The sequence below is a fragment of the Actinoplanes sp. CA-252034 genome (assembly GCF_050956125.1).
Taxonomy (GTDB): Bacteria; Actinomycetota; Actinomycetes; order Mycobacteriales; family Micromonosporaceae; genus Actinoplanes.
Window position 1 is genome coordinate 3,884,443 of the sequence record NZ_CP191846.1, and the last position, 25,470, is coordinate 3,909,912.

Genomic DNA, 25,470 nt, shown 5'->3' on the forward strand with positions numbered 1-25,470 from the left:
GGCTCAGTCCTCCCACCCGGCGGCGACGCCGTGCTTGCGCCACACGTCGCGGACCATGCCGATCGGGACCGCCTGGTTCCAGGCGGGCGGGAAACCCGGGTCGTGGGCGTGGTGCAGGGCGACCAGGCGCAGGTCGGCGTCGAAGCACGGCGCCCCGGAGGAGCCGTTCTTGCTGTTGGCGTCGTAGCGGACGCGGGTTCCGGCGTTGTTGAAGGCGGTGACCGTGCCGATGGTCAGCTGCAGCGGCTCGCCCTCCGGATGCTGGAGCAGGAACACCTGCTTGCCGACGGCGAGCGGGGTGCCGGCCTCGTAGCGGATCCAGCCGCGGACCGGGTCGGCCGGATCCGAGGAGCTGCCGACCGGCATGTCGCCGACCGGGTCGGCGAGGCGGATCAGTGCACTGTCGGTCTCCTCCGGTCCGGCGTCGCCGAGCGCGGGCGTCCAGTCGAACGTGCTGGGCGGGCGGCTGTCGACCAGCCAGTCACCGGCCAGGGCCACCTCGGTGATCTTCTTCTGCGGCAGCCCGGCGTTGCCGAGGGACATCCGATGGTCGAACCAGCAGCGCACCTGGGAGGCGCCGACCCGCCCGTCGAGGATCGGCCGGATCACGTGCTCGTTGGTGAGCAGCAGGTCGGGGCCGACGAGGAAGCCGGTGCCGCCGCCGCCCGGGATCGCGATCCAGCAGATCCGTCCCTCCAGGACGGGTAGTCGCTGCGCGAACAGCGCCGGGGTGATGAACTGGGCGTTCGCCTGAATGAGCAGCTGCAGCGGCTGCCCGGTCGGGTTGTCGAGCCGGGCGCCGCCGGCGGTGAGGCCCAGGTCGTCGGCGATCGCGGCGAGCACGGGGTTCTTCGGGCGGCGTTCGTGGGCGGCGGCCACCAGGTCGAGCAGCCAGTCCTCCATGCGGGCCTGGTTGATCAGCAACTGGAGCCGGTACTCGAAGGGGCCGGCCGCCGGCGACGCGATGGTGGAGAACGTGGTCGGCGCGAAGTGGTCGAAGGTGAGCAGCTCCATCGTCTGGTCGTTGAAGGCCTGCGCGAGCGCCTGCCGGAACCGCATCATCCACGGGCCGGACGGCTGCCAGGGGTCCGTCATCGCTCACCTCCGATCATGATCACGATCTCGTCCTGTGCCGGCGCGCCCTCGACGGCGGTGTCCCCGGCACCGGCTGGGCCGTGGGCGCGCAGGGTGAAGACCCCCGGCGGCAGCCGGAGACCGAAACGGCCGTCGGCGTCGGCCAGCAGGGCGATCTCCGGCATCGGCACACTGCCGGAGACGATCACGACGGTGGCGTACGGGACGGGACGGCCGTTCTCGTCGAGGACCCGGCCGGCCCGTTCCGTGCGGGAGCTCAGGGGCTCGGCCATCCGCCGTCCTGCGTGACCCACTCGGTGACCAGCGCCAGCACCTCCGGCGTGATCCGCGGCGCGGAGTTCGCGGTGATGCCCAGCGTCGACGGGGTGCCGCCGGTGCCGTACGCGTGCACGCCCACCGCCAGCGGCTTGGTGGTGTCGTCGTTCTCGTAGATCCACACCGGCGCGCCGCTCTGCCCGCCGAACGTGTCCACCTCGTAGAACAGCCGGCGCTCACTGACCTGCACGATGCGGTTGTTGCCGTGGAACTGCGCGGTCCCGTTGCCCCGGTCGCCCGGGTAGCCGGAGACGTTGACCTGGAAGCCCTCCAGCTGTTCGGCGGTGCGCACCCCGACGGAGAACCAGCCGACGGTCTCGCCGATCGGCTCGTCCAGGTGGATGCAGCCGATGTCGAAGTCTGGGTCCTCGCTGCTCTGCCACCGGTCCACCGAGGAGAAGCTGGTGCTGGTGACCCGGCCGAACGGCTCCGACTCGGCGGCCGGCCCGGACCCGTTGCGGCCCGGGATGACGTCGATGGTGGCCGCCCAGCCGCCGAAGAAGGACGTGCTGAAGACACAGTGCCCGGCGGTCAGCACCGTCCGCGGACCGACCAGCCAGCCGGTGCCGATCGCGCCCGACCCGTTCGGTCCCCGCATCTGCAGCGAGCAGACCATCCGCCACGGGGACAGGTCGGTGTCGACGATCCGGACCCGCTCGTCGCGGCCGATGATCGACTCGAACGGGGGCAGCAGCGGTCCGCTGCGCCCTCTCACGGTCAGGAACCGCACCGATCGCGACGGCTCGCCCGAGGCGGTCCCGGCCGAACCGGACGTGGACGTGGGGCGCACCGGCGCTGTGTCGGCGCTCTCGAACGGCGACCGTGGGTTGGTCACTGATTTGATTTCTTGCATCTCTGGTGAGTCTCCTGACCGGTTCACTGCTGGAAGATCTGAAGAATCGGCTGACGGACCGCCACCGTGGCCAGGTACTCACCGATGCCGTGATGATTCCAGCTGTCATTGACGACGGAAAGATCCGTACACCGGCTCGCCGGAGTGAATTCCGGCCGGATGGTGTGATCGAGTGCGACGAGATCGCGGAAATCGGAGACGTTGCGCCATTGTGCGACCGGCGCCGGGACCTGCAACGGGCGCGCCACGAGATCCTGGACCTCGGTGACGCCCAGTGGGGAGCCGGCCGTGACGAACAGCGGCACGGTCAGCCCGGCGAAGGCCGGTTCGCGCAGCACGTCGTAGGCGATGATCGAGCCGAGGCTGTGCCCGAGCACGACGACCGGGCCGTCCAGCCCGGACAGGCTGTCGCGGACGATCTGGCGCATGGCGTCGCCCCGGCCGCCGAAGAAGTAGGCGTACACGTCCTTGAAGGTCCGCTTCACCAGCTCCCGGAAGGCCGCCTGACGCAGCGGTCTCGGCAGTGGCAGGGCCTCGAAAGGTGAGGTCACCGGGGGTGCGGTGTTCTCTCCGTCGACGATGGCGTCGCCGGTGTAGACCAGGTCGCGCAGCCACGGCTCCAGCTTCCCGGCATCGTCGCCGGTCTCGCGCAGCACCGCGGCGGTGAAGTCGTCAGGGGGTGGCGACTCGGGGACGAACGACTCCAGCGGCGACGCCGGCAGTTGCTGTGCCTCATCGGCCTCGCCGGCGCCCAGTGGGCTCGCGTGCAGCACCGGCGCCCAGTACGCCATCCGGGACCGTTCGCCCATGTCGCGTCCGAACAGCGCGCGGTCCCACTGGCCGCGTAGCGCGGCGGATGCAATCTTGTTACCGTTTCCGTGGACATAGACGATTGTTGTCATCGGGGATCTCCCGCCCTATTCCGAATGTGATCTCGGGCGCGTGTGGCGCGCTCGGGGGCGAAATGAGTATCCACGACCGGTGGCACCGTGGGGCCATCGTTTTGTGCTTCTTCTGCGTGTTGTCGGTTTGCCGACAAAAAGAAAGGCCGGGCGCTGGGCCCGGCCTTTCCTGATTCATTTCTTGGATCTTTTCCGGCTCGATCCGACGTCCTCGGTGTAGGTCGCGCCGCCGTCGGACTCCGGGGTGAGTGGCCGGGCCCCGCCCTCCGGTGGGCCGGCCAGCGACTGCTCGCCGGCGGCCAGGTGCGGGAACTTCACGTCGAAGGCCGGGCGCTCGGAGCGGATCCGCGGCATCCGGTCGAAGTTGCGCAGAGGAGGCGGGGTGGTGGTGGCCCATTCCAGGGAGTTGCCGTGGCCCCATGGATCGTCAGTGGTGACGACCGGACCCATCTTGTAGGACTTCCACACGTTGTAGAGGAACGGCAGGGTGGCGAGGCCGAGGATGAACGAGCCGATCGTGGAGAACGTGTTGAGGAAGGTGTAGCCGTCGGCCGGCAGGTAGTCGACGTACCGGCGGGGCATGCCCTTGGTGCCGAGCCAGTGCTGCACCAGGAACGTGCCGTGGAAGCCGATCATGGTGAGCCAGAAGTGGATCTTCGCCAGCTTCTCGTCGAGCCTGCGGCCGAACATCTTGGGGAACCAGAAGTAGATGCCGGCGAACACCGCGAACACGATCGTGCCGAAGAGCACGTAGTGGAAGTGGGCGATCACGAAGTACGAGTCGGAGACGTGGAAGTCGATCGGCGGCGAGGCCAGCAGCACGCCGGACAGCCCACCGAACAGGAACGTCACGAGGAAGCCGACGGCCCACAGCATCGGCGACTCGAAGCTGATCTGGCCGCGCCACATGGTGCCGATCCAGACGAAGAACTTCATGCCGGTCGGGACCGCGATCAGGAAGCTCAGGAAGCTGAAGAACGGCAGCAGCACCTGGCCGGTGGCGAACATGTGGTGCGCCCACACCGACATCGACAGCGCGCCGATCAGCAGCGTCGCCGCGACCAGGCCCTTGTAGCCGAAGACCGGCTTACGGCTGAACACCGGGATGACCTCGGTGATGATGCCGAAGAACGGCAACGCGATGATGTAGACCTCGGGGTGACCGAAGAACCAGAACAGGTGCTGCCACAGCATCGGCCCGCCGGTCGCCACATCGAAGACGTGCGCACCGAGCACCCGGTCGGCGGCGAGCGCGAACAACGCGGCCGCCAGGAACGGGAAGACCATGACCGCCAGCAGCGCGGTGACCAGCATGTTCCACGTCATGATCGGCATCCGGAACATGGTCATGCCCGGGGCCCGCAGGGTCAGGATCGTGGTGATCAGGTTGACCGAGCCGAGGATCGTGCCGAGCCCGGACAGCGCCAGCCCGACCACCCACATGTTCCCGCCGATACCCGGCGAGTGCAGGCTGTTGCTCAGCGGCGTGTAGGCGAACCAGCCGAAGTCGGCGGCACCACCCGGCGTGCCGAATCCGCCGATGGTGATCAGACCACCGAACAGGTAGAGCCAGTAGGCGAACGCGTTGAGCCGGGGGAACGACACGTCCGGCGCGCCGATCTGGATCGGCACCACGTAGTTGCCGAACGCGAACACGATCGGCGTCGCGAAGAACAGCAGCATGATCGTGCCGTGCATGGTGAACAACTGGTTGTACTGCTCGGGTGAGAGCAGCTGCATGCCCGGCCGGGCCAGCTCGGCGCGCATCAGGAGGGCCATCAGGCCACCCAGCAGGAAGAACACGAAGGCCGTGATCATGTACATGATCCCGATCTGCTTCGCGTCCGTCGTGCGCAGGATCCGAGCGAGCGCCGAACCCTTCACCTGCCGGCGTACCGGATGTGGCCGGACGGGCACCGGTCTCGGCGCGACGGTCGTCATGCAAGGCTCCTCGACTGCGGTGCGGATACTTCTGGCCTATACCCGTTATAGGGGTCTAGCGCAGCAATCCGCTCCGAATCGACGTAAGAGCCGCATTCGGGGCATCACTTCCTGTATAGGGGCCGTCAGGCCGCGATGCCGACTCCCGGATCGAGCAGCTCGTCGATGGCCTCGGCGGACATCGGCCGGGCGAAGAGGAAGCCCTGCGCCCGCCGGTAGCCCAGCTCGAACAGGCGCCGGGCCTGCTCCGGCCGCTCCACGCCCTCGGCGACCGTGCTCAGCTCCATCTTCTCGGCGATGTCGGCGATGGCGCCCGCGATCGCCTCCTGGTGCGGTGTCCCGTTGAGCCCGTCGACGAACGACTTGTCGACCTTGATCACGTCCACCGGGCACGTGCGCAGCAGGCCCAGCGACGAGTGCCCGGTGCCGAGGTCGTCCAGGGCGATCTGCACGCCCAGTTCGGACAGCGCCTGCACGGACGCCAACGCACGGCCGCCGCCGAACACCGCGGTCTCGGTGATCTCGACGGTGAGCTGCTCCGCGGGGAGACCGTGGCGGGCCAGCGCAGCCGCGACCATGTCCGGCAGGCCGGGGTCGAGCAGCTGGCGCGCCGACACGTTGACGCCCACCGAGCCCAGCGCCTCGGCCCCGTACCGCCGGCGCCAGTCGGCAGCCTGCGCGCAGACCTCGTCGACGATCCACTCGCCGAGCTCGACGATCAGCCCGGTCTCCTCGGCCACCGGCACGAAATCGGCGGGCGAGATCGTCCGGCCGTCGGCGCGGGTCCACCGGATCAGCGACTCGACGCCGGTGATCAGGCCGTGCGGCAGGGCCACGATCGGCTGGTAGACCATGTGGAACTCGCCGGTGCTCATCCCCCGGCGCAGGTCGGCGGCGATCGTCGCGCGCTGGTTGAGCTGCCGCTCCAGCGAGGCGTCGTAGCGGACCACCCGGGCGTCGGCGTGGCCGGCGGCGTCCCGCAGTGCGATCTCGGCCCGCCGGTACAGGTCGGTGTCGTCGGCGATCCCGATGGACACCTCGACCACCACCTCGTGTCCGGCGGCACTCAGCGGCTCGTCACCGGCGGCGACCAGGCGTGCGACCGTGTCCGCGGTGGCGTCCGGTGTGCCGGGCAGCAGCAGGCCGAACTCGTCCCCGCCGAGGCGGGCCACGACGGCCTGTTCGCCGGTGATCGCGGTGAGCCGCCGGGCGTACCCGGTCAGCAGCGCGTCGCCGGCGCCCGGGCCCAGGCTGTCGTTGATCGACCGGAAGTCCTTGAGGTCGATCAGCACGACGGTGTGCGGGCCCTCGGCGGCGGCCACGGCCGCGGTGAACGACCGGCGGCCGTACAACCCGGTCAGCTCGTCGTGCATGGCCTGATGGGCGACGGTCTCCAGCAGTGTGGCGTTCTCGGCCAGCGCGAACGCCTGCCGGGTCACCACCAGGAGCAGCAGCAGCGTGGTGCCGGCCACCTGGACCGTGCTGAGGTGTCCGGTACTCAAGTAGACCGTCCCCACGAGCAGGCTGGTCATCCCGGTGGCGAAGAGCGGGACGGCCGCGCCGCGGCGGTAGACGGCCGGATGCGCGACCCGTGCCGAGGGGGCGCGGCGCCCGGCCCGGGCCCGCTGCTGGGCGTGCGCGGCCAGTGTCCCGAAGAGCCCGACGAACGGCAGCACCACCGCGCTGCCGTTGAGGTGCGGCCAGGGCAGCAAGGCGGTCATCAGGATCATCGACAGCGGGCCGGCGATCCCGATCGGGGACAGCCACCACAGGGCGGTTCGCGCGGCCGGGCTCCGGCTGGCTGACATGATCTTGACGACGACGGTCACGCCGGCCACACCGATCGCGACCATGGCCAGGTTGAGCCACCACGCCGGGGCCTGTCCGCCGAACCGGTCGACGGCCCAGCCCAGATACTCCGAGGCCGCCACGCCGGCGGTCACCGCGACCACGGCGAGGTCGAGCACGGCGGTGGTGAGCTGGCGCCAGCTGCGGCCGCCGCTGGGCAGGCGCAGCAGCGCGATGATGGCGAGCAGCGTGCCGACGACGTAGCAGAGCAGGGTGCGCGCGCCGAGCGGCGGCATCCCGTCGAACGGGATCACGGCGACGTCGACGGTGTGGCTGACCGACCCGACGAGCACCGCGCCCATCGCCACCGCGACGCGCCGCCAGAACACGGCGAGCGGCCCGTCGGTGTCGCGGGAGGTGACGGTGAACGCGACCACCGCCGTGGCGACGCCGCAGACCGCGGGCACCCACACCACGAGCCGGTGGAAGCCGTACCGGGTGCCGAGAACGATCAGCAGCACGTCGGCCACCGCCATCAGCACGGCGAACGGCACGTACCAGGAACGCCAGCGGGAAGGAGACGTTGCCACTGCCACGTCGCCTCCCCCGTGATGCTCGATTTCCGCCGCAAGTCGAGGATCGGCACGGCTGATTTTGATCTGAGGATTCCGGCACGGCACGGGGGCGGGACGTACGGCACAGCTCGTTTCCGATACAAGTTAGTGCGTGGACAACAACGAGCGGCCGGGCCGGCGACGGGAACCCGGGCCCCAGATCCGGGACGTGGCGGCGGCGGCCGGGGTCTCCTACCAGACCGTGTCGCGGGTGCTGAACAACTCGCCCCGGGTGCGGCCGGAGACCCGGCAGGTGGTGGTGGACGCCATGGAGCGGCTGAAGTACCGGCCGAACCGGGCGGCGCAGACGCTCGGCTCGGGGCGGGCCAACGCGGTCACCGTGGTCACCGCCAACACCACGCTGTACGGCTATGCCGGTGTCCTGCAGGGCGTAGAGGAGGCGGGCCGGCTGCTCGGGCTCGCGGTCGGGGTGCGGGTGGTGGAGTCGGAGGCGGCCGCTGACGTGCGTCAGGCCGCCGACTACGTGAGCGACCCGAGCGCCGGCAGTGTGGTGGTGGTGGCGTTCGACCCGGCGGGCGCGGCCGTGGTGCGCGCGCTGCCGGAGGAGGTGCCGGTGGTGGCCGCGACCGAGGCGGGTGGACTGTCCGGCGCGACCCGCCCGATGCTGTTCCTGGACGAGCGGCAGGCGGCGGCCGAGGCGACCCGGCATCTGCTGGAGCTGGGGCATCGCACCGTGCATCACGTGGCGATCCCGTCCGAGGCGCGGGCCAGCGCGCGGCAGAGCGGGTGGCGTGACGCGCTGCGCGGGGCCGGCCGGGAGGTGCCGGAGGTGGTGGCCGCGGGCTGGGACGTGGTGTCGGCGCATCGGGCGGGGCGGGAGCTGGCGGCCGATCCGGCGGTGACCGCGATCCTGTGCGGCAACGACGACACGGCTCTGGCCGTGCGCCGGGCGCTGTACGAGGCGGGCCGTGACGTGCCGGGCGACGTGAGCATCATCGGTTTCGACGACGTGCCGGGCGCCGCCTTCTGGACGCCGGCGCTGACCACGGTGCGGATGGATTTCCAGGGGCTGGGCCGGGCGTGCGTGTCGCAGCTGGCGGGTGAGCCGATCGTGCAGCCGCAGGTGCCGCACCTCGTGGTCCGGGAGTCGACCGCCACACCTAGGTAACAAAACCGTAACACGCTCTTCCGGTCGCGACGTGTGACCGGTCACACTGTCCTCGTCCTCACGCGTGTGACCGGTCACATGGATAACTGTCAACCCCGGACAGAGGAGCGCCATGAGACGAAAGATGGCAGCCGCGGTCGTCGCCACCACGACCGCGAGCCTGCTCACCGCCCTGCCCGCCCAAGCCGCCCCGTCCACCATCACCTTCGACCTCGCCACGAGCACCGGCGCGCTGCGCTACGGCGCGACCGGGTTCCTCTACGGCCTCGGTGACGAGGGCATCCCCAACGAGACCATGCTCGCCGCGCTCAAGCCCCAGGTCACCGCGCAGAAGGCGCCGGACGGCCTGCAGCACCCCAACGGCGACGCTCTGCGGATCGCGCCGATGTTCAAGCGCGCCGGCGGACGCGAGATCCAGATCTACATGCAGGACGTCTACGCCCAGTGGCCGTACGAGAAGCTCGGCATCAACGACTATCTGGCCAAGGTCGAGACCCAGGTCCGCAAGGTGATCGCCGACCCGTACCGCAGCTCGTACGTCTACGTGCCGTTCAACGAGCCCGACCAGATCTGGTACGGCGGCAACCTCAGCGGCCTGCTCGCCGACTGGAAGACCGTCTACCAGCGGATCCGCTCGATCGACCCGTCCGCGCGGATCGCCGGTCCCGGTTTCGCCGCCTACCGCTCGGCGGATCTGCGGACCTTCCTCACCTTCGCCCGCGACAACAACGTGCTGCCCGACGTGATGGCCTGGCACGAGCTCGGCGACGACTTCTACTCCAGTTGGCACCTGCACTACGCCGACTACCGGGCGATCGAGACGAGCCTCGGGATCAGCGCGCGGCCGATCACCATCAACGAGTACGCACGGATCAACGGCGACCTCGGAGTGCCGGGCAACCTGGTGCAGTACGTGGCCAAGTTCGAGAACAGCAAGGTCGACGGGTGCCTCGCCTACTGGACCACCGCCGGCGGCCTCAACGACCTGGTCACCCGTAACAACCAGGCCACCGGCGGCTGGTGGCTCTACAAGTGGTACGGCGATCTGACCGGCAACACGGTGGCGGTCAGCCCGCCGTCGGCCGGTGGCGCGCTGCAGGGGCTCGGTGCCGTCGACTCGGCCAAGAAGCAGGCCCGGATCATCCTCGGCGGCAACAACCCGGCCTCCGGCACCTACGACACCAACGTCGTGGTCCGGGGTGTGCCCGGTTACCTCGGGTCGACCGTGCACGCGACGGTCTGGGGTGTCGACAACACCGGCACCAACCCGTCCGGCAGCCCCTACGTCGTGTCGGAGGGGGACTTCAGCGCGACGAACGGGCAGGCGACGATACCTCTCACCGGATTGAAGGGGCAGTCGGCGTACCAGATCATCTTGACGCCCAACCAGGACCTGACCGCCGCGGTGACCAACCGCTATGAGGCCGAATATGCCGCCCTCGGCGGCTCGGCGCGGATCGCCTACGGCACCAACACCGGATATTCCGGGACCTACTTCACCGAGGGGTACGGCGCCAGCAGCACCGCCTCGACGAAGTTCGTCGTGACCGCCCCGTCCGACGGCTACTACAACCTGAGCCTGCGCTACAGCGCCGGCCCCTACACCGGCGCGCCCGCCAACCGGTCGATCCGCCTGCGGGTCAACGGCTCGGACCTGACCGACGTGGCCCTGCCCGGCACCGCGAACTGGAACACCTGGAACACCGTCACCACCAAGGTGTACCTGCCCGCCGGGATCAGCCGCGTCGAGTACAACGCCTCCGCCTCCGACGACCGGGACGCGGTCAACCTCGACTACCTGGGCCTCGCCGCCACGAGTGGCACGGTCACCGCCTACGAGGCGGAGAGCAGCGCCAACACGCGCGGCGGGACCGCGGTCGTGACCGCCGACAGCGCGGCCTCCGGCGGCAACCACGTCGGCTGGGTCGGCGCGGGCAGCGCCAACACACTGCGGTTCAACGGGGTGACCGCCCCGGCCGCGGGCCGCTACCGGCTGGTCGTGACCTACGCGAACGCCGAGGTGGTCGGCGACCACGCCTACAACAACAACATCGTCGACCGGTACGCCGAGATCAGCGTCAACGGCGGCACGGCGAGGAAGCACTACTTCCGCAACACGCTGGCCTGGAACACCTACCGCACCACGGTCGTCGACGTGGACCTGGCCGCCGGAGCCAACACGATCACGTTCGGCAACGCCTCCTCCGGCTACGCCCCGAACATCGACCGCATCCAGATCGCCGCCGTACTCGGCTGAACGCCACACCGGACCACATCTTGAGGAGTAGCCAGTGAGCTTGGCCTGGGGTCCGCTCGTCATCGACACCCCCGCCGACGGGCCGGTCACCGCACGTCTCGCGAACGCCACCGGCGCCGCGAGCCAGCCGATCGTCGAGGTGCTCACCGCCGGCAGCGGCCGCGGGCACGTCTCGGCCCGGTTCTCGCAGACCGTGATCGGCCGGCGGTTCCGGCTCGCCCACGGTTTCCCCGGTACGCGGGAACTGCGTCTCCGGCTGCACGACGCGGAGAGCGGGCTGACCGCGGAGGTGGTGCTCAGCGCGGATCCGCGTGGCACGACCACCCCGACCGGTCTCCGGGCCAGGACCACGATCATCAACGACGGCCCGGCGCCGGTTCTGCTGCTCGGCGTGACGACGTTCGCCCTCGGGCTCGGCCCGGTCGACGACCTGGACCTGGTCGCGGGGGACGGCGAATGGCTGGGCGAGGGCCGCTGGACCCGGAGGCCGCTGCGCGATCCGGTGCCCGACCTCAATCTGCGGATGCACGGCCAGGACGGCCGCGGCCGGTACGCGGTGACCAGCACCGGAACCTGGTCGACCGGCGCGCACCAGCCGACCGGGGTGCTCGCCGACCGGGTCACCGGCGCCGCCGTGGCGTGGCAGGTCGAGCACAACGGGCCGTGGCGCTGGGAGACCGGCGAGCAACTCGGCGGGGCCTACCTCGCGCTGACCGGCCCGAACGACATCGACCACCAGTGGCAGCAGCCGCTGGCGCCGGGGGAGTCGTTCACCACGGTGCCGGCCTCGATCGCGGTCGGTGACGGCGTGCACGGTGCGGTCGCGGCCCTCACCAACCAGCGGCGCGCCCTGCGGCAGCCCGATCCGGCGCTGCCGGTGATCTTCAACGACTACATGAACACGCTGATGGGCGACCCGACCACGGTCAAGCTGCTGCCGCTGATCGACGCGGCGGCGGCGGCCGGGGCGGAGGTCTTCTGCATCGACGCCGGCTGGTACGACAACGACACCACCTGGTGGGACAGCGTGGGGGAGTGGCAGCCCTCGACCACCCGCTTCCCCGGCGGCCTCGAGGAGGTCCTCGACCGGATCCGCGCGCACGGCATGATCCCCGGCCTGTGGCTGGAGCCCGAGGTGATCGGCGTGCGCAGCCCGATGGCCGACAAGTTGCCCGCCGAGGCCTTCCTGCAGCGAGGTGGCATCCGGCTGGTCGAGCACGGCCGTTACCACCTCGACCTGCGGCACCCGGCGGCGGTCGCACACCTCGACGAGGTCGTCGACCGGCTCGTCGAGCAGTTCGGTGCCGGTTACTTCAAACTCGACTACAACATCGACCCGGGTACGGGCACCGACCTCGGCACCCACAGCGCCGGGGCCGGCCTGCTCGACCACAACCGGGCCCACCTGGCCTGGCTGGACGGGGTGCTCGCCCGCCACCCCCGCCTGATCCTGGAGAACTGCGCGTCCGGCGGGATGCGCGCCGACTACGCGCTGCTCAGCCGGATGCACCTGCAGTCCACCAGCGACCAGCAGGACTTCCGCCGGTACCCGCCGATCGCCGTGTCGGCCCCGCTGTCGATCCTGCCCGAGCAGGCCGCCAGCTGGGCCTACCCGCAGCCGGACATGACCGGCGCGGAGATCGCCTTCACCATGTGCACCGGGCTGCTCGGGAGGCTCTACCTGTCCGGCCGGCTCGACGCCATGAGCCCGGATCAGCAGCGGCTGGTCCGGGACGGGGTGGACACGTTCCGGGCGATCCGGGCCGACCTGGCCACCGCGGTGCCGGTGTGGCCGCTCGGGCTGCCGGGCTGGGACGACACCTGGCTCGCCCTGGGGCTGCACACCGGCGACACGACCTACCTGGGTCTCTGGCGGCGTCCCGGAGCCGTTGCCGAGATGACCTTCGACCTCGATCATCTGCGGGGGCGACCGGTCGACGTCGACGTGCTCTACCCGGACCGGGCGCCCGCCTGGTCACACCGCTGGACGAGCGAGACCGGCTCGCTCACGGTCGCCGCCGGCCCGGACGAGCCGTATGCCGCCCGGATCCTGCGAATTCGCGTCCCCGCCTCCTGACCCCGTGTCTCCTCTCCCCGCTCCTCGCCCTCTGTCACCACCCTCCCTCTCTCACTGAAGGATCATGATGAAACGCTGGATAGCCCTCGGCGCGGCCCTCACTCTGGGGCTGGCCGCCTGCTCCGACCCGTCCGCCGCGCCCGAGACCGGCGGTGGGGCCGTCACCTGGGCCGACCCGTCCGCCAAGCTGGACGGGGTGAAGCTCGTCATCTGGGCGGCGCAGAACAGCAACACCGTGCCCAAGGCCGTCGTCGACGGGTTCCAGAAGGCCACCGGCGCCACGGTCGAGGTCGTCACGGTGCCCGACCCGTACGAGCAGAGCGTGCAGACCAAGGTCGCCACCGGCGACAAGCCGGACCTGGCGTTCTGGCAGCCCACCGCGTCGATGCTGACCGCGATCAACGCCCGGACCAACCTGCAGCCGCTGACCGGCGCGCCCTGGCTCCCGAAGCTGGATCCGGCGCTGAAGGACATCACCGGCCTGCTCGACGACACCCGGTACGCGGCGCTGGTGACCAGCCCGGCGGTCGAGGGCGTCTACTACAACAAGGAGGTCTTCGCGGCCAACGGCATCACCTCGACCCCGAAGAGCTTCGACGAGATGATCACCGTGGCCAAGACGCTCAAGGGCAAAGGTGTCACGCCGTTCTACGAGATGGGCGCCGACCGGTGGGCCACCCAGTGGTGGGTGCAGGTGCAACTCGCCGACGCCGCCAAATCCGGACTGTGGGAGCGCGTCAACACGGGTCAGGAGAAGTTCAGCGACAAGACGATCCTTGACGCGATCAACACGTATCAACAATTGATTCAGGATGGACTGTTCAATGTTGATATCAAGACGGCCAAGTTCGAGGACCAGGGCACCGCACTGCTCGACGGCAAGGCGGCCATGGTGGTGCAGGTGAACTCGTTCTTCGGACAGCTCCAGGCCAAGGCCGACACCGCCACCCTCGACTCCAGGATCGGCTTCTTCCCGATCTCGCCGTCCGGCAACGTCGGCACGTTCATCCCGGACCAGTCCAACGCCCTGGTCGCGTTCAAGACCGGTGACGCCAAGCGCGAGGCCGCCGCCCGCCAGCTGCTCGCCTACTGGATGGGTCCCGGCTACCAGGCCTTCGTCACCGACCGCAACACCGTGTCGCTGGAGCCCGCCGTGCCCAGCCCGGCCGGTGTGCCGAAGGCGCTGCTCGACGTGCACGCGTCACTGCCCACCGCGGTCGGCTCCATGCAGGCCCTGGCCGTGGCCAACCCCGACCTCTACATCAACCTGGCCGACATGATCGCCGGGACGATGACCCCGCAGCAGGTCGCCACCGCGACCCAGGACCAGTTCGTTCAGCTCGCGAAGGCTGCTGGTTACTTGAAGTGACGACGTTCTCCACGGGCGCGCCGGGTTCCATCACCCGGCGCACCCACCCCCTCTGGTTCCTCGTCCCGGCGTACGTGCTGCTGCTCGTCTTCTTCTTCCTGCCGACGGTCTTCAACTTCGTCTACGCGTTCACCGACTGGTCCGGTTTCAAAGCCGCGATCAACCCGGTCGGGTTCGACAACTTCGTACAGCTCACCTCGGACGGCACGCTGTTCCGGTCGCTGCGGATCACCATCGTCTACGCGGTGCTGGTCGCGGTCTTCCAGAACCTGTTCGGCTTCGGCCTGGCCGTCCTGCTGGAGCGCGACACCCTGGTCAACCGGGTCGCCCGGGTGTTCTTCCTGATCCCGGTGCTGATGTCGGCGCTGGCCGTGGGCTACATCTTCCAGGCGCTGCTCAAAGGCACCGGGCTGCTCGCCGACACCACGTGGACGATCCTGGTCGTCGCGCTGATCCACGCGTGGAAGTGGATGGGCCTGTCCATGCTGATCTACCTGGCCGGGCTCAAGACCATCCCGCTCGACGTGACCGAGGCCGCGCACATCGACGGCGCCTCGCAGTGGCGGACCTTCTGGTCGGTGCGGGTCCCGTTCCTGGCGCCGGCGGTCACGTTCAACGTGGCCACGGCACTGCTCGGGTCGATGAACGGCTTCGACATCGTGCAGGCCACCACCGGCGGCGGCCCCGCCCGTACCACCGAGATCCTCAACATCTTCATCTACCGGACCTTCGGGCAGGGCCTGTTCGCCCAGGCCACCACGATGAGCCTGGTGCTGTTCCTGCTGGTCGCGCTGATGGCGTTCCCGGTCATCCACGTGCTCCGCAAACGGGAGGAGATCCTGTGACCCGCCGCCTGCAACCGGTCGTCGCGCTGCTGCTGGTCGCCGTGGTGATCGGGGTGCCGCTCTGGCTGGTCGTCGCGACCGCCGGCAAGTCGCAGGGCGAGGCCGTCGACCCGGACCTCACCCCGCCGACGTCGTGGCACCTGTGGGCGAACCTGCGCCAGGTGTGGGTGGACGCCGACATCCCGGCCGCGTTCCTCGGCAGCATGATCATCGTGGTGCCGACCGTGGCCATCGTGCTGGTCATCGGCTCGATGGCGGCGTGGGTGCTGGCCCGGCGCTCGACCCGGCTCACCGCGATCCTCTACGCGCTCGGCATCAGCGGGATCATCCTGCCGCCGGCCGTCGTCACGGTCGTCCTGCTGCTGCGCCAGCTCGGCCTGGCCGGCACCGTGACCGGGATGATCGGGGTGTACGTCGGCATCTACCTGTCCACGGTCATCTTCTTCGTGACGGGCTTCGTGCGTACCATCCCCGAAGCTCTCGAAGAGGCCGCGCGCATCGACGGCGCCGGACCGGTCGCGGTCTTCCGGCAGGTGGTGCTGCCCCTGCTGCGCCCGGTGCTGGCCACCGCGACCATCCTGATCTGCCTCTACGTCTGGAACGACGTGTTCTACGCGTTCTTCGTGATCGGCGGGCGCGTCGACACCCTGCCGCTCAACCTGTTCCAGGTGGCCAGTGCCGGCCTCTACCTGAACAACTGGCACCTGATCTTCGCGTACGTGATCCTGATGAGCCTGCCGCTGGTCGTCACCTTCGCCGTGGCCCAACGGAAGATCATCGCCGGCATCACGAGCGGGGCGGTGAAGTAGCGATCTCATCGCTATAAATCTCTCTGTGCTCTCTCACGTGTTGGCAGCTCTGTTGATGCTGCCCGCGGCGCCGATCGCCGCGGAACCGATTCCCGACCCCTACGTCTTCACCGCCGACGACGTTGGCTTCGCCGACGGCGGTGACGCCGACACCGCCGTCGGCCGCATCGCGGACATGGACGAGTACCTCGGCCCGAAGACGCCGATCCTGCGCCTCGACCTGTTCTGGGAGCTCATCCAGCAGCAGCGTGGCGGCGAGATCCAGTGGAACGCCGGACGACTCGACGACCGGGTCAACGCCGCCTACGAGCAGGGCGTACGCGTGCTGCTCATCCTCGACTACGCGCCCGACTGGGCCGGTGGCCACCAAGACGCGCACAACTGGTTCCCGACGAGCGACGACGACTGGCGGGCGATCGTCACCGCGACCGTCGAGCACTTCGGGCCCAAGGTGCAGGCGTACGAGGTGTGGAACGAGCCCAACATCACGACGTTCGGCAACTACGGCGACAACAGCCTCGCCCAGCGGGCCGGTCGCTACTGGCGGCTCGTCGAGATCGCGCACCAGGTGATCGACGCGAAGTGCCCCGACTGTGTGGTTCTGGCCGGCGGGTCCGCGGGGGGCGACGCCGACACCACCGTCAGCCCGATCCGCAACGACAACGAGGCCGCCGACTGGCTCGAACACGCCTACCTCCTCGGCAAGGGCGGCACGTTCGACGCGGTCACCTACCACCCGTATCCCGACATGGGCGGCGGCCACCTGCCCACCTTCTCCCGCACCACCTGCACCGGGACGATCTGGTACCGGTTCTGGTCCGGGTTCGGCCCCGACGGCGACCCGCAGTGCGGTGGCGCGGCCGCCCTGCACGACGTGCTGAAACGGCACGGCCAGGGGAACAAGAAGATCTGGGCCACCGAGTTCGGTTTCTCCACACTCGGGCCGCGTGAGCCGCTGGCACTGCGCTACGTCCGGGACGCCCTGGAGGAGGGGGTCCGCAACTGGCGCACCCGGTCGTACGCCGGCCCGCTGTTCATCTACGCCTTCCAGAGCCCGGACCCGGCCCGGCAGATCTGCACGGACATCCCCGGTGAGTGCGCGTTCGGCCTGCGCGACGCTGGTGGGGTTCCCCGCGAGCCGATGTACACCGACGTCGGCGTGGCCCTGCGCGGCGACCCGTGGCCGTCCACCCTGGCGCCCGGTCGCTCCCTGTTCCGCGGCTCGGCGCTGCGCTCGGACAACGGGAGGTACCACCTGTGGATGCAGGGCGACGGCAATCTGGTCCTCTACGAGGGCAACCGGGTGCTGTGGGCCCGGGGCGGCCAGAAGGCGTACCGGCTGACCAGCCAGGACGACGGCAACCTGGTCCTCTACGACCACACCCGCGACCACACGGTCAAGGCCGGCGACGCCTACGCCAACCCGGCGATCTGGGCCTCCGCAACGGCCGGGAAGGGCCCGGCCACCCTGCGGCTGCAGGACGACGGCAACCTGGTCCTGCGCCGCGACGGCACCCCGCTGTGGGACACCGCCACCTACACGGTCACGCTGACCAGCGCGCTCGGCAAATGCCTGGACGTGCCCGAGTCGAACTTCACGCGTACCGTGCGGCCGCAGACGTTCACCTGCAACAACACCGTCGCCCAGCAGTGGATCCACTCCGGCGAGCGCATCCTCACCCGTAACGACCTGTGCCTCGACGTCCTCGGCGGCGCCACCGCCAACGGGGCGGTGATCCAGCTCGAGACCTGCAACGGAGGCCCCGCGCAGCGCTGGCAGCACACCGCGAACGGCAGCCTGCTCAACCCGCAGTCCGGCCGCTGCCTGGACATCCCCGGCAGCAGCCCGAACAGCAACGTCCGCCCGCAGCTCTACACCTGCAACAACACCAGCGCCCAGCGCTGGATCAAGACGCAGATCTGACATCCTGTGCCGATGTCCGTGCTCCGGAAGGCTCTCGCTGTGCTCCTGACGGCCCTCGCGGTGGTCGGAGCGGTCCGGCTCGTCGCTCCGGCGACGTCGCCGGATCAAGAGCCTTCGGGGGTACGGCTACAACTCGCGTTCCTACGAGAAAGGCTGGAGGGCGGCGCCGACAGTGAAGCGCAGGAGCTCTTCCCCGAGGGCTATCTCTTCCTCAACGCCCTCTACGGCCTGACCTGGGTCGACCTGGGCAAACGCGGCGTCGAGCCGGAGCGGGCCGCGGACGAGGCGGCGTGGGCGCTGTCCCGGATGGAGTCGCCGGCCGGCCGTGCCCCGTTCGACGCGTCGGCGATCCCGCCGTACGGCGTCTTCTACGCGGGCTGGACCAACTGGCTGCGCGGCGGCCTGCTGACGCTGCGCGACGACCCCGCCCAGCGGACCCGTTTCGACGCCGACTCGCAGATCCTGGCCGCCGCCTTCGACGCGTCGCCGTCCCCGTTCCTCACCGCCTACCCGGGCCAGGCCTGGCCGTGCGACTCGACCGTGGCGGTCGCCTCGCTGCGCCTGGCCGGCGCCCGGTTCGCGCCGACCGTGGACCGCTGGGTGACCCGGGCCCGTGGGCTCCTCGACCCGGCGACCGAGCTGCTCCCGCACTATGTGGACCCGGCCACCGGCGCTCTGCTGGACGGGTCCCGCGGCACCTCGCAGGCGATCATCCAGCGGTTCCTGGTGGACGTCGATCCGGTGTTCGCCCGCGAGCAGTACCTGCTGTTCCGGGACGAGTTCCTGGACCGGCCGCTGTGGCTGGGCCCGGCGATCCGCGAGTACCCGCACGGCGTCGACGGCACCGGGGACGTCGACTCGGGCCCGCTGATCCGGGGCATCAGCCTGTCCACGACGGTGGTCGCCCTCGGCGCGGCCCAGGCGCAGGGCGACCACGCGCTGGCCGGGGCGCTCGCCAACTTCGGGGAGCTCGCCGGGCTGCCGGTGACGACGTTGCGCACCAAGCGGTACGCCCTGGGGCTGGTGCCGATCGGTGACGCGTTCCTGGCCTGGTCGAAGACGGCCCGCCCGTGGACCACCACACCACCCGCGGCGCCCGTCGCGGTGATCGGCGCCGGGTGGCGCGTACCCCTGTTGCTGATCCTGCTGGTGATCGGTCTTCTGCCGTGGCTGCCGCTGATCCGCCGCCGGTGGTCCGCCCGGGCCGGGGCGACGTCGTGACGTTTCGGCTGGCCGCCTACGGCGTGTGCATCGAGGACGACCGGGTGCTGCTGGCCCGCTGGGTGTCCCCGCACGACGGCGCCACCCATTGGACCCTGCCGGGCGGCGGCGTCGACCTGTACGAAGACCCGTTCGACGCGGTGATCCGTGAGGTCGCCGAGGAGACCGGGCTGGAGGCCGTGGTCGAGCGCCTGCTGGGTGTCGACTCCCGGGTCATCCCGGCCGCCGAGCGTGTCGAGCGCACCGCCGACCACCAGAACGTCGGTGTCTTCTACCGGCTCCGGATCGTCGGCGGCACGCTGCGCCCGGAGCCCAACGGCGACACCGCCGAGCCGCAGTGGACGCCGCTGTCGGAGGTGCGGTCCCGCCCGCGTTCCGCTCTGGTCGACATCGGCATCACTCTGGCCCTGACGCTCCCGCCGACCGGCCACGTCCCCCCGATCCCGGTGACCGGCCTGCTGCGCCACTGACAGCGGGTTCACGAGCGCAGCGCGGTCAGGACCGCGGTGATCTCCGGGCGCGGGGTGGGCGGGCGGCGGACGGCGGCGATGATGCGCCTGGTCACCGGTGGATTCAGGGGCCGCGTGACGACGTGGTAGCGGGGATCGACGGCCAGGCTCGGCAGGAGTGTGATCGAGCGGCCCTTCTCCACGTGGCCCAGCGCCAGCATGTAGTTGTTGAAACGGCAGATCACCAACGGCTCGAAGCCGGCCTCCCGGCACAGGCGGGTGGCCAGTTCGGACATGTAGGCGCCGGGGCCTCGAAGGTCCAGCGCTGGTCGGCGCACGCGTGCACGGGCACCGCCTCGTATGCGGTGAGCGGATGATCCGGTGGCAGGACCAGGACGATCTCGTCGGCGGCGATCGGGACCAGGTCGATCGCCGGGTCGAGCTCGGCGCCGGCGAAGTCGGTCGTGGTGATGATGACGTCCACGTCGCCGCGGCGCAGGGCGGGCATGCTGTGGTGCGGTTCCAGCTCGTGCAGCACCACCGTGACGTCCGGGTGCAGCGCGGCCAGCCTGGTGATCGCCGGCTCGGCGAGGGTGTGCACGGCGCTCTGGAAGGCGGCCAGCGTGACCGTGCCGGCCGGTTCGTCGGCCAGACCGCGCAACTCGGCCTCGGCCGCGTCCATCAGGGCCAGGATCTCCCGGGCCCGGCCGGCGAGCAGCACCCCGGCGGCGGTGAGCCGGACGCGTCGGCCGGTGCGCTCCAGCAGCGTGGTCCGGGTCTCCCGCTCGAGGGTGGCGAGCTGCTGGGAGACCGCGGACGGGCTCAGGTTGCCGTGCTGGGCGACGGCCCGGACCGTGCCGTAGGTGGCCAGGTCGACGAGCAGCCGCAGACGCCACGGATTGAGGGTCACGAACCGGACTGTACGGCTGCGCTTAACAGCAGCGGCGCAAATGTGAGATGGACGTGACGCTCGGCGGGTTCTTAGCGTCGGAGCATGTCTGATTCCTTCTGGTCCGACGCCGAGCGTCACCTGGTCCGCTACATCGGTGCGAGCAGCTTCGTGCCGGAGATCATCGAGCGCGCCGAGGGCAGTTTCGTGTGGACCGCCGACGGCCGTAAGCTCCTGGACTTCACGTCCGGGCAGATGAGCGCCATCCTCGGGCATTCGCATCCGGCCGTGGTCGACACGATCCAGCGGCAGGCGGCCACCCTCGACCATCTGTTCAGCGGCATGCTCAGCCGGCCGGTCGTCGACCTGGCCCGCCGCCTGGCCGAGTCGCTGCCCGAGCCGCTGAGCAAGGTGTTGCTGCTGACGACCGGCGCCGAGTCCAACGAGGCGGCGATCCGGATGGCCAAGCTGGTCACCGGCAACCACGAGATCGTCTCGTTCGCGCGGTCGTGGCACGGCATGACGCAGGCGGCGGCGAGCGCCACCTACAGTTCCGGGCGCAAGGGGTACGGTCCTGCCGCCCCCGGCAACTTCGCGATCCCGACGCCGAACGCGTTCCGCCCCGACTTCACCACCGCCGACGGGGAGCTCGACTGGCGGCGGCAGCTGGACTTCTCGTTCGAGCTGTTCGACGCGCAGTCGGTGGGCAGCCTCGCGGCGTGCATCGTCGAGCCGATCCTCAGCTCCGGCGGGGTGATCGACCTGCCGCCGGGCTATCTCGCGGCGCTGCGGGAGAGGGTCCACGCGCGTGGTGGGCTGTTGATCCTGGACGAGGCACAGACCGGGTTGTGCCGGACCGGGGACTGGTACGCCTTCCAGCGTGACGGGGTGGTCCCGGACATCCTGACCCTGTCCAAGACGCTCGGGGCCGGTCTGCCGCTGGCCGCCGTCGTGACCAGCCCCGAGATCGAGCAGGCCGCCCACGACCGGGGTTTCCTGTTCTTCACCACGCACGTGTCGGATCCGCTGGTGGCGGCGGTCGGCAACACGGTGCTCGACGTGCTGACGGCCGAGCGGCTCGACGTGCGGGCGGGAGAGCTGGGGTCGTACCTCCGCAAGGGCCTTCTCGAATCGGCCACCCGGCACCGGGTGATCGGTGACGTGCGTGGCCGCGGTCTGCTGATCGGGCTCGAGCTGGTCGCGGACGGGGGCCGTCAGGCGGACGAGATCGGCGCCGCCGTCACCCGTCGCTGTCTGGAGCTGGGCCTGCACATGAACGTGGTGCAGCTGCCGGGGATGGGCGGGGTGTTCCGGATCGCGCCGGCGCTCACCTCGACGACGGGTGAGCTGGATCTGGGCCTGGAGATCCTGGATCAGGCGATCGGCGAGGTGACCGGCTCCTAGGCCACGGGCGGGGCGGGGCGGCCCGAGGACGATGAGCACGACCGTTACCACGACCACCTCCGTCGATGCGACGGCTTCGCCGGAGGTGGCCGTGGGCGGCAGGGCCGAAGGTCCGTCAGGCGTTGGCGCGATGCAGGACGTGGATCTCGTCCGGCTCGTCCGGCACGTCGGTGACGCCGGCGGTGACCGCCTGCTCGTGCCGCTTGCGCGCGCCCGGCAGGAGCAGCGCCGCGACGATCGCGAGGACGGCGACGCCGGCGCAGACCCAGAACCCGTCGGTGAACGCCGCATCGGTGGGCAGGCCCTGCGGCGTGGTGTTCGAGGTGATCACCGCGGCGACCACGGCCGTGCCGATGCTGCTGCCGATGGTCCGGGCGATCGCGTTGACGCTCGTCGCCTCACCGGTCTGGGACGGCGGGACGCTCTCGATGATCGCGTTCGACATGGCGGCGAACGCGAAGCCGATGCCGGCGCCGGTCAGCAGCCCGGACGCGAGCACCTGCCAGATCTCGCCGTGCCCGAGGGCGGGGATGGCGAACGCGGCCACCACCAGGATCGAGCCGAGGAGCATCGGGACCTTCGGGCCGTACTTGCGGTTGAGCAGGCCGGCGATCGGGCCGAACACCACCATCATGACGACCGTGGGCAGCAGGAACAGGCCGGCCTGGGAGACCGACTTGCCGAACCCGTAGCCGGTGGCGGCCGGCAGTTGCAGCAGCGTCGGGACGAGCAGGAACGTGCCGAACATGGCGAACCCGAGAATCAGCGCGACCAGGTCGGTCGCCCAGACGCCGCGGATGCGCATCAGCCTCATGTCGATCAGCGGCTCCTTGACCCGTAGCTCGACCAGCACGAACACGACCAGGCCGACGACTCCGGCGGCGAGCAGGCCGATCGTCTCGGGTGCGCCCCAGCCCCAGGCCTGGCCCTTGCTGATCGCCAGCAGCAGGCCGACCAGCGACACGCTCAGGATCGTCGCACCGAGGACGTCCAGCCTGCCGGGGGTGCGGACCGGGGACTCCTTCATCCCGAAGACCGCGCCGATCAGGGCGATCACGACCAGGATCAGCGGCAGCCAGAACAACCAGTGCCAGGACAGGTGCTCGACGATCGGGCCGGCCGCCACGATGCCGATGCCGGCGCCGACCCCGAAGATCGCCGAGATCATGCCGACCGTGGTAGCTACCCGCTCGCGGGGCAGCTCGTCGCGGACCATGCCGATGGAGAGCGGCATCATCGCGCCGCCGGCACCCTGCAGGATCCGGCCCAGGATCAGCACGGTTAGGTTGGTCGCCAGCGCCGCGACGATCGACCCGACGGCCAGGATCGTCAGCACCACGATCAGCATCCTGCGCTTGCCGACCATGTCGCCGAGGCGCCCGAGGATCGGCGTGAGGACCGACGCCGACAGCAGGTACGCCGTGACGATCCAGCTGACATCGCTGGTCGACACCTTCAGCTCGTGGCCGATGGTGGACAGCGCGGGGGAGACGAGGGACTGCAGACAGGCGAAGGCCAGGCCGCCCAGCGCCAGGTAGAGCACCAGCAGACCGCCGCCCGTGCCGCGCTTCTCGATGGTTGGGGTCATGGTGTCCTCGACGCTAGTAGTAAACAGCTGCTGACTTATTATCGACAGCGTCGAGGCGAAGTAAACGGTTGCTTACATCACATTCCGTTTCACTCTGCCGGGGGATCGGCGAGCGGCCAGCCACCCGCCGCGAGATGAGCCGAGACCCGGACCACGTCCTCCGGACTCGCGTCCTGCAGAACCGTGTTGCTGATCATCTCCTCGATGTCACTCGGCGTGATCGGGTCGTGCTGTCCGGCCACGCTCGCCGCGATGCCACGGATCTCGTCCTCGGTCAGCTTGCGGCGCAGCACGCCCAGCAGCGCCACGTAGTCCTGACGCGGCACGCCCTCCGGATAGCCGGCCCGCAGCCACCCGACGGCGCGTCTCACGAAACTCGACCGCTCCTCGCTCATCGCGGTCACCCCTTGTCGGTGATCGTCGGAAGCACGCCGTCGAAGGAGAGCTGCTTGCCGAGACCGGACGCCACGATGAACGTGATTCCCAACAGCACCCCGAGCAGGACCAGGGCGAAGCAGACGTACCCCGCGATCGTGCCGGCCGGCCTGCGGGTGGGGCCGTCGGCGCCGTACGCCAGCGATCGGATGCCGACGGCGAAGAGGGCCGGCAGTCCCGCACCGAGGATCAGGCCGACGAGCAGCACCTTCCAGGCGCCCTCCAAGGCCAGGGTCAGATTGTGCATGCGCTCTCTCCTCAGCTCGCCGCGCCGGCCGGCTCACGGCCGGAGACGGGCGCGTCCCACTCGTCGTTGACGTTGTTGTGGTCGATCGGGGCCCGGCGCGAGCGCAGCCACATGAACGCCGACAGTGCCAGCAGCACCACGAAGATCGTCACCGCGCCGGCCGTGCCGCCGATCAGGTCGGCCACCGTCCACATCAGCGCGCCGACGACCGCGGCCGCGGGCAGTGTGATCAGCCAGGCGGTCACCATCCGCCCGGCGACCGCCCAACGGACCCTCGCGCCCGGCCGGCCGACGCCGCTCCCCAGAATCGATCCGGTGGCGACGTGCGTGGTGGACAGCGCGAAGCCCAGGTGACTGGAGGAGAGGATCACGGCGGCGGCGGCTGACTCGGCCGCCAGGCCCTGCGGCGGGGCGATCTCGACAAGACCCTTCCCGAGGGTACGGATGATCCGCCAGCCACCCAGATAGGTGCCGAGCGCGATCGCCAGCGCACAGGAGACCTTCACCCACAGTGGGATCTCGCCGGCCCGGGTCCACTCGCCGGCCGCGATCAGCGCCAGCGTGATCACGCCCATCGTCTTCTGCGCGTCGTTGGTGCCGTGCGCCAGCGAGACCAGCGAGGCGCTGCCGATCTGTCCCCAGCGGAACCCGTTGTCGGTGAACCGGGTCGCCACGCCCACGGTGATCCGGTAGATCAGCCAGGTCCCGGCCGCGGCCACCGCCCCGGCGATCACCGGTGACATGATCGCCGGCAGGACCACCTTGCCGACCACGCCGTCGAGCTTGGAGCCGTCGCCGGTCCAGTTGACGCCGGCCCATCCGAGACCGGCGATCGCCGCGCCCACCAGACCGCCGAAGAGCGCGTGCGACGAACTCGACGGCAGGCCGAGCAGCCAGGTGAGCAGATTCCACAGGATGCCGCCGATCACGCCGGCCAGCACGATCAGCAGCAGCGCACTGCCACCGTCCGCGACCAGGTCGGGTTTCGGCGTGCCGTCGGAGCTCTGGATGCGGATGACCGCGTTCGTCACGGTCAGCGCCACCTCCACGGAGAGGAACGCGCCCACCAGGTTGAGGACGGCGGACAGCAGGACGGCCACCTTGGGCCGTAGGGCGCCGGTCGCGATCGACGTGGCCATGGCGTTCGCGGTGTCGTGGAAGCCGTTGGTGAAGTCGAACCCGAGTGCGGTGATCACCACCAGCAGCAGAATGACGGTCGTCTCGGTCACACGGTCATCGTCACGCCGTGGCCGACCGCCCGGAACGGTCGCGCGGAAGAGTTCGGCAGCAATTGGAGCTCATGGATTCATCAATTCATG

At 70.1% G+C, this 25,470-nt stretch carries 22 protein-coding genes; 10 read left to right on the top strand and 12 right to left on the bottom strand.

The window, feature by feature from the left end:
• Positions 1-3 precede the first annotated feature (3 nt).
• The 6 genes from ACQPZW_RS17515 to ACQPZW_RS17540 form a co-directional block, all read right to left on the bottom strand.
• Positions 4-1,095 (bottom strand): trypsin-like peptidase domain-containing protein, encoded by a 1,092-nt coding sequence (locus ACQPZW_RS17515; RefSeq protein WP_433795957.1) that lies wholly within the window; start codon positions 1,093-1,095, stop codon positions 4-6.
• Positions 1,092-1,367 (bottom strand): carboxypeptidase-like regulatory domain-containing protein, encoded by a 276-nt coding sequence (locus ACQPZW_RS17520; RefSeq protein WP_433795958.1) that lies wholly within the window; start codon positions 1,365-1,367, stop codon positions 1,092-1,094. Before ACQPZW_RS17520 ends, ACQPZW_RS17515 begins: the two co-directional genes overlap by 4 nt.
• Positions 1,352-2,245, bottom strand: a complete 894-nt coding sequence (locus tag ACQPZW_RS17525; protein WP_433795959.1) for a trypsin-like serine peptidase — start codon at positions 2,243-2,245, stop codon at positions 1,352-1,354. The genes ACQPZW_RS17520 and ACQPZW_RS17525 overlap by 16 nt, the downstream gene beginning before the upstream one ends.
• Before the next feature lie 41 nt (positions 2,246-2,286).
• Positions 2,287-3,165: a hypothetical protein gene (locus tag ACQPZW_RS17530; protein ID WP_433795960.1), complete on the bottom strand. Its 879-nt coding sequence runs from the start codon at positions 3,163-3,165 to the stop codon at positions 2,287-2,289.
• Positions 3,166-3,339: 174 nt separating this feature from the next.
• Positions 3,340-5,106, bottom strand: coding sequence for an aa3-type cytochrome oxidase subunit I (gene ctaD / locus ACQPZW_RS17535; RefSeq protein ID WP_433795961.1), 1,767 nt, complete (start codon positions 5,104-5,106; stop codon positions 3,340-3,342).
• A gap of 125 nt (positions 5,107-5,231) precedes the next feature.
• A complete protein-coding gene (locus ACQPZW_RS17540; RefSeq protein WP_433795962.1) occupies positions 5,232-7,490 on the bottom strand; it encodes a putative bifunctional diguanylate cyclase/phosphodiesterase in 2,259 nt (752 codons plus the stop codon).
• Between the two features lie 130 nt (positions 7,491-7,620).
• Between ACQPZW_RS17540 and ACQPZW_RS17545 the strand changes: the two genes are divergently transcribed.
• From ACQPZW_RS17545 to ACQPZW_RS17585, 9 genes are all read left to right on the top strand, one after another.
• Positions 7,621-8,637, top strand: a complete 1,017-nt coding sequence (locus ACQPZW_RS17545) for a LacI family DNA-binding transcriptional regulator (protein ID WP_433795963.1) — start codon at positions 7,621-7,623, stop codon at positions 8,635-8,637.
• A gap of 112 nt (positions 8,638-8,749) precedes the next feature.
• Positions 8,750-10,894 carry a carbohydrate-binding protein gene (locus ACQPZW_RS17550; protein ID WP_433795964.1) on the top strand — a complete coding sequence of 715 codons (2,145 nt, stop codon included), beginning with the start codon at positions 8,750-8,752 and terminating at the stop codon, positions 10,892-10,894.
• A 34-nt stretch (positions 10,895-10,928) separates the two neighbouring features.
• Complete coding sequence (locus ACQPZW_RS17555; RefSeq protein ID WP_433795965.1) at positions 10,929-12,971, top strand: alpha-galactosidase; 2,043 nt, start codon at positions 10,929-10,931, stop codon at positions 12,969-12,971.
• Between the two features lie 64 nt (positions 12,972-13,035).
• Positions 13,036-14,340, top strand: a complete 1,305-nt coding sequence (locus tag ACQPZW_RS17560; RefSeq protein ID WP_433795966.1) for an ABC transporter substrate-binding protein — start codon at positions 13,036-13,038, stop codon at positions 14,338-14,340.
• Entirely contained in the window at positions 14,337-15,185 is an 849-nt protein-coding gene (locus ACQPZW_RS17565; RefSeq protein WP_433795967.1) for a carbohydrate ABC transporter permease, read from the top strand. The genes ACQPZW_RS17560 and ACQPZW_RS17565 overlap by 4 nt, the downstream gene beginning before the upstream one ends.
• Complete coding sequence (locus ACQPZW_RS17570) at positions 15,182-15,994, top strand: carbohydrate ABC transporter permease (RefSeq protein WP_433795968.1); 813 nt, start codon at positions 15,182-15,184, stop codon at positions 15,992-15,994. The genes ACQPZW_RS17565 and ACQPZW_RS17570 overlap by 4 nt, the downstream gene beginning before the upstream one ends.
• A gap of 37 nt (positions 15,995-16,031) precedes the next feature.
• The gene (locus tag ACQPZW_RS17575) at positions 16,032-17,918 is read left to right on the top strand and encodes a ricin-type beta-trefoil lectin domain protein (RefSeq protein ID WP_433795969.1); all 1,887 of its coding nucleotides are present in this window, start codon (positions 16,032-16,034) and stop codon (positions 17,916-17,918) included.
• 12 nt (positions 17,919-17,930) lie between these two features.
• The gene (locus tag ACQPZW_RS17580) at positions 17,931-19,139 is read left to right on the top strand and encodes a hypothetical protein (RefSeq protein ID WP_433795970.1); all 1,209 of its coding nucleotides are present in this window, start codon (positions 17,931-17,933) and stop codon (positions 19,137-19,139) included.
• The gene (locus ACQPZW_RS17585) at positions 19,136-19,609 is read left to right on the top strand and encodes an NUDIX hydrolase (RefSeq protein ID WP_433795971.1); all 474 of its coding nucleotides are present in this window, start codon (positions 19,136-19,138) and stop codon (positions 19,607-19,609) included. The genes ACQPZW_RS17580 and ACQPZW_RS17585 overlap by 4 nt, the downstream gene beginning before the upstream one ends.
• An 8-nt stretch (positions 19,610-19,617) precedes the next feature.
• Here ACQPZW_RS17585 and ACQPZW_RS17590 read toward each other — a convergent pair whose 3' ends face one another.
• Positions 19,618-19,884: a LysR substrate-binding domain-containing protein gene (locus ACQPZW_RS17590; protein WP_433795972.1), complete on the bottom strand. Its 267-nt coding sequence runs from the start codon at positions 19,882-19,884 to the stop codon at positions 19,618-19,620.
• Positions 19,830-20,498, bottom strand: coding sequence for a LysR family transcriptional regulator (locus ACQPZW_RS17595; RefSeq protein WP_433795973.1), 669 nt, complete (start codon positions 20,496-20,498; stop codon positions 19,830-19,832). Before ACQPZW_RS17595 ends, ACQPZW_RS17590 begins: the two co-directional genes overlap by 55 nt.
• Before the next feature lie 84 nt (positions 20,499-20,582).
• On the opposite strand from ACQPZW_RS17595, the gene ACQPZW_RS17600 reads away from it, so the two are divergent.
• Positions 20,583-21,881, top strand: a complete 1,299-nt coding sequence (locus ACQPZW_RS17600) for an aspartate aminotransferase family protein (RefSeq protein ID WP_433795974.1) — start codon at positions 20,583-20,585, stop codon at positions 21,879-21,881.
• Between the two features lie 115 nt (positions 21,882-21,996).
• Here ACQPZW_RS17600 and ACQPZW_RS17605 read toward each other — a convergent pair whose 3' ends face one another.
• From ACQPZW_RS17605 to ACQPZW_RS17620, 4 genes are all read right to left on the bottom strand, one after another.
• The gene (locus tag ACQPZW_RS17605) at positions 21,997-23,469 is read right to left on the bottom strand and encodes an MFS transporter (RefSeq protein ID WP_433795975.1); all 1,473 of its coding nucleotides are present in this window, start codon (positions 23,467-23,469) and stop codon (positions 21,997-21,999) included.
• An 89-nt stretch (positions 23,470-23,558) separates the two neighbouring features.
• Positions 23,559-23,864, bottom strand: a complete 306-nt coding sequence (locus ACQPZW_RS17610; RefSeq protein WP_433795976.1) for a DUF3349 domain-containing protein — start codon at positions 23,862-23,864, stop codon at positions 23,559-23,561.
• A gap of 5 nt (positions 23,865-23,869) precedes the next feature.
• Entirely contained in the window at positions 23,870-24,151 is a 282-nt protein-coding gene (locus tag ACQPZW_RS17615) for a hypothetical protein (RefSeq protein ID WP_433795977.1), read from the bottom strand.
• 11 nt (positions 24,152-24,162) lie between these two features.
• Entirely contained in the window at positions 24,163-25,380 is a 1,218-nt protein-coding gene (locus tag ACQPZW_RS17620) for an anion permease (protein ID WP_433795978.1), read from the bottom strand.
• Positions 25,381-25,470: the final 90 nt, after the last annotated feature.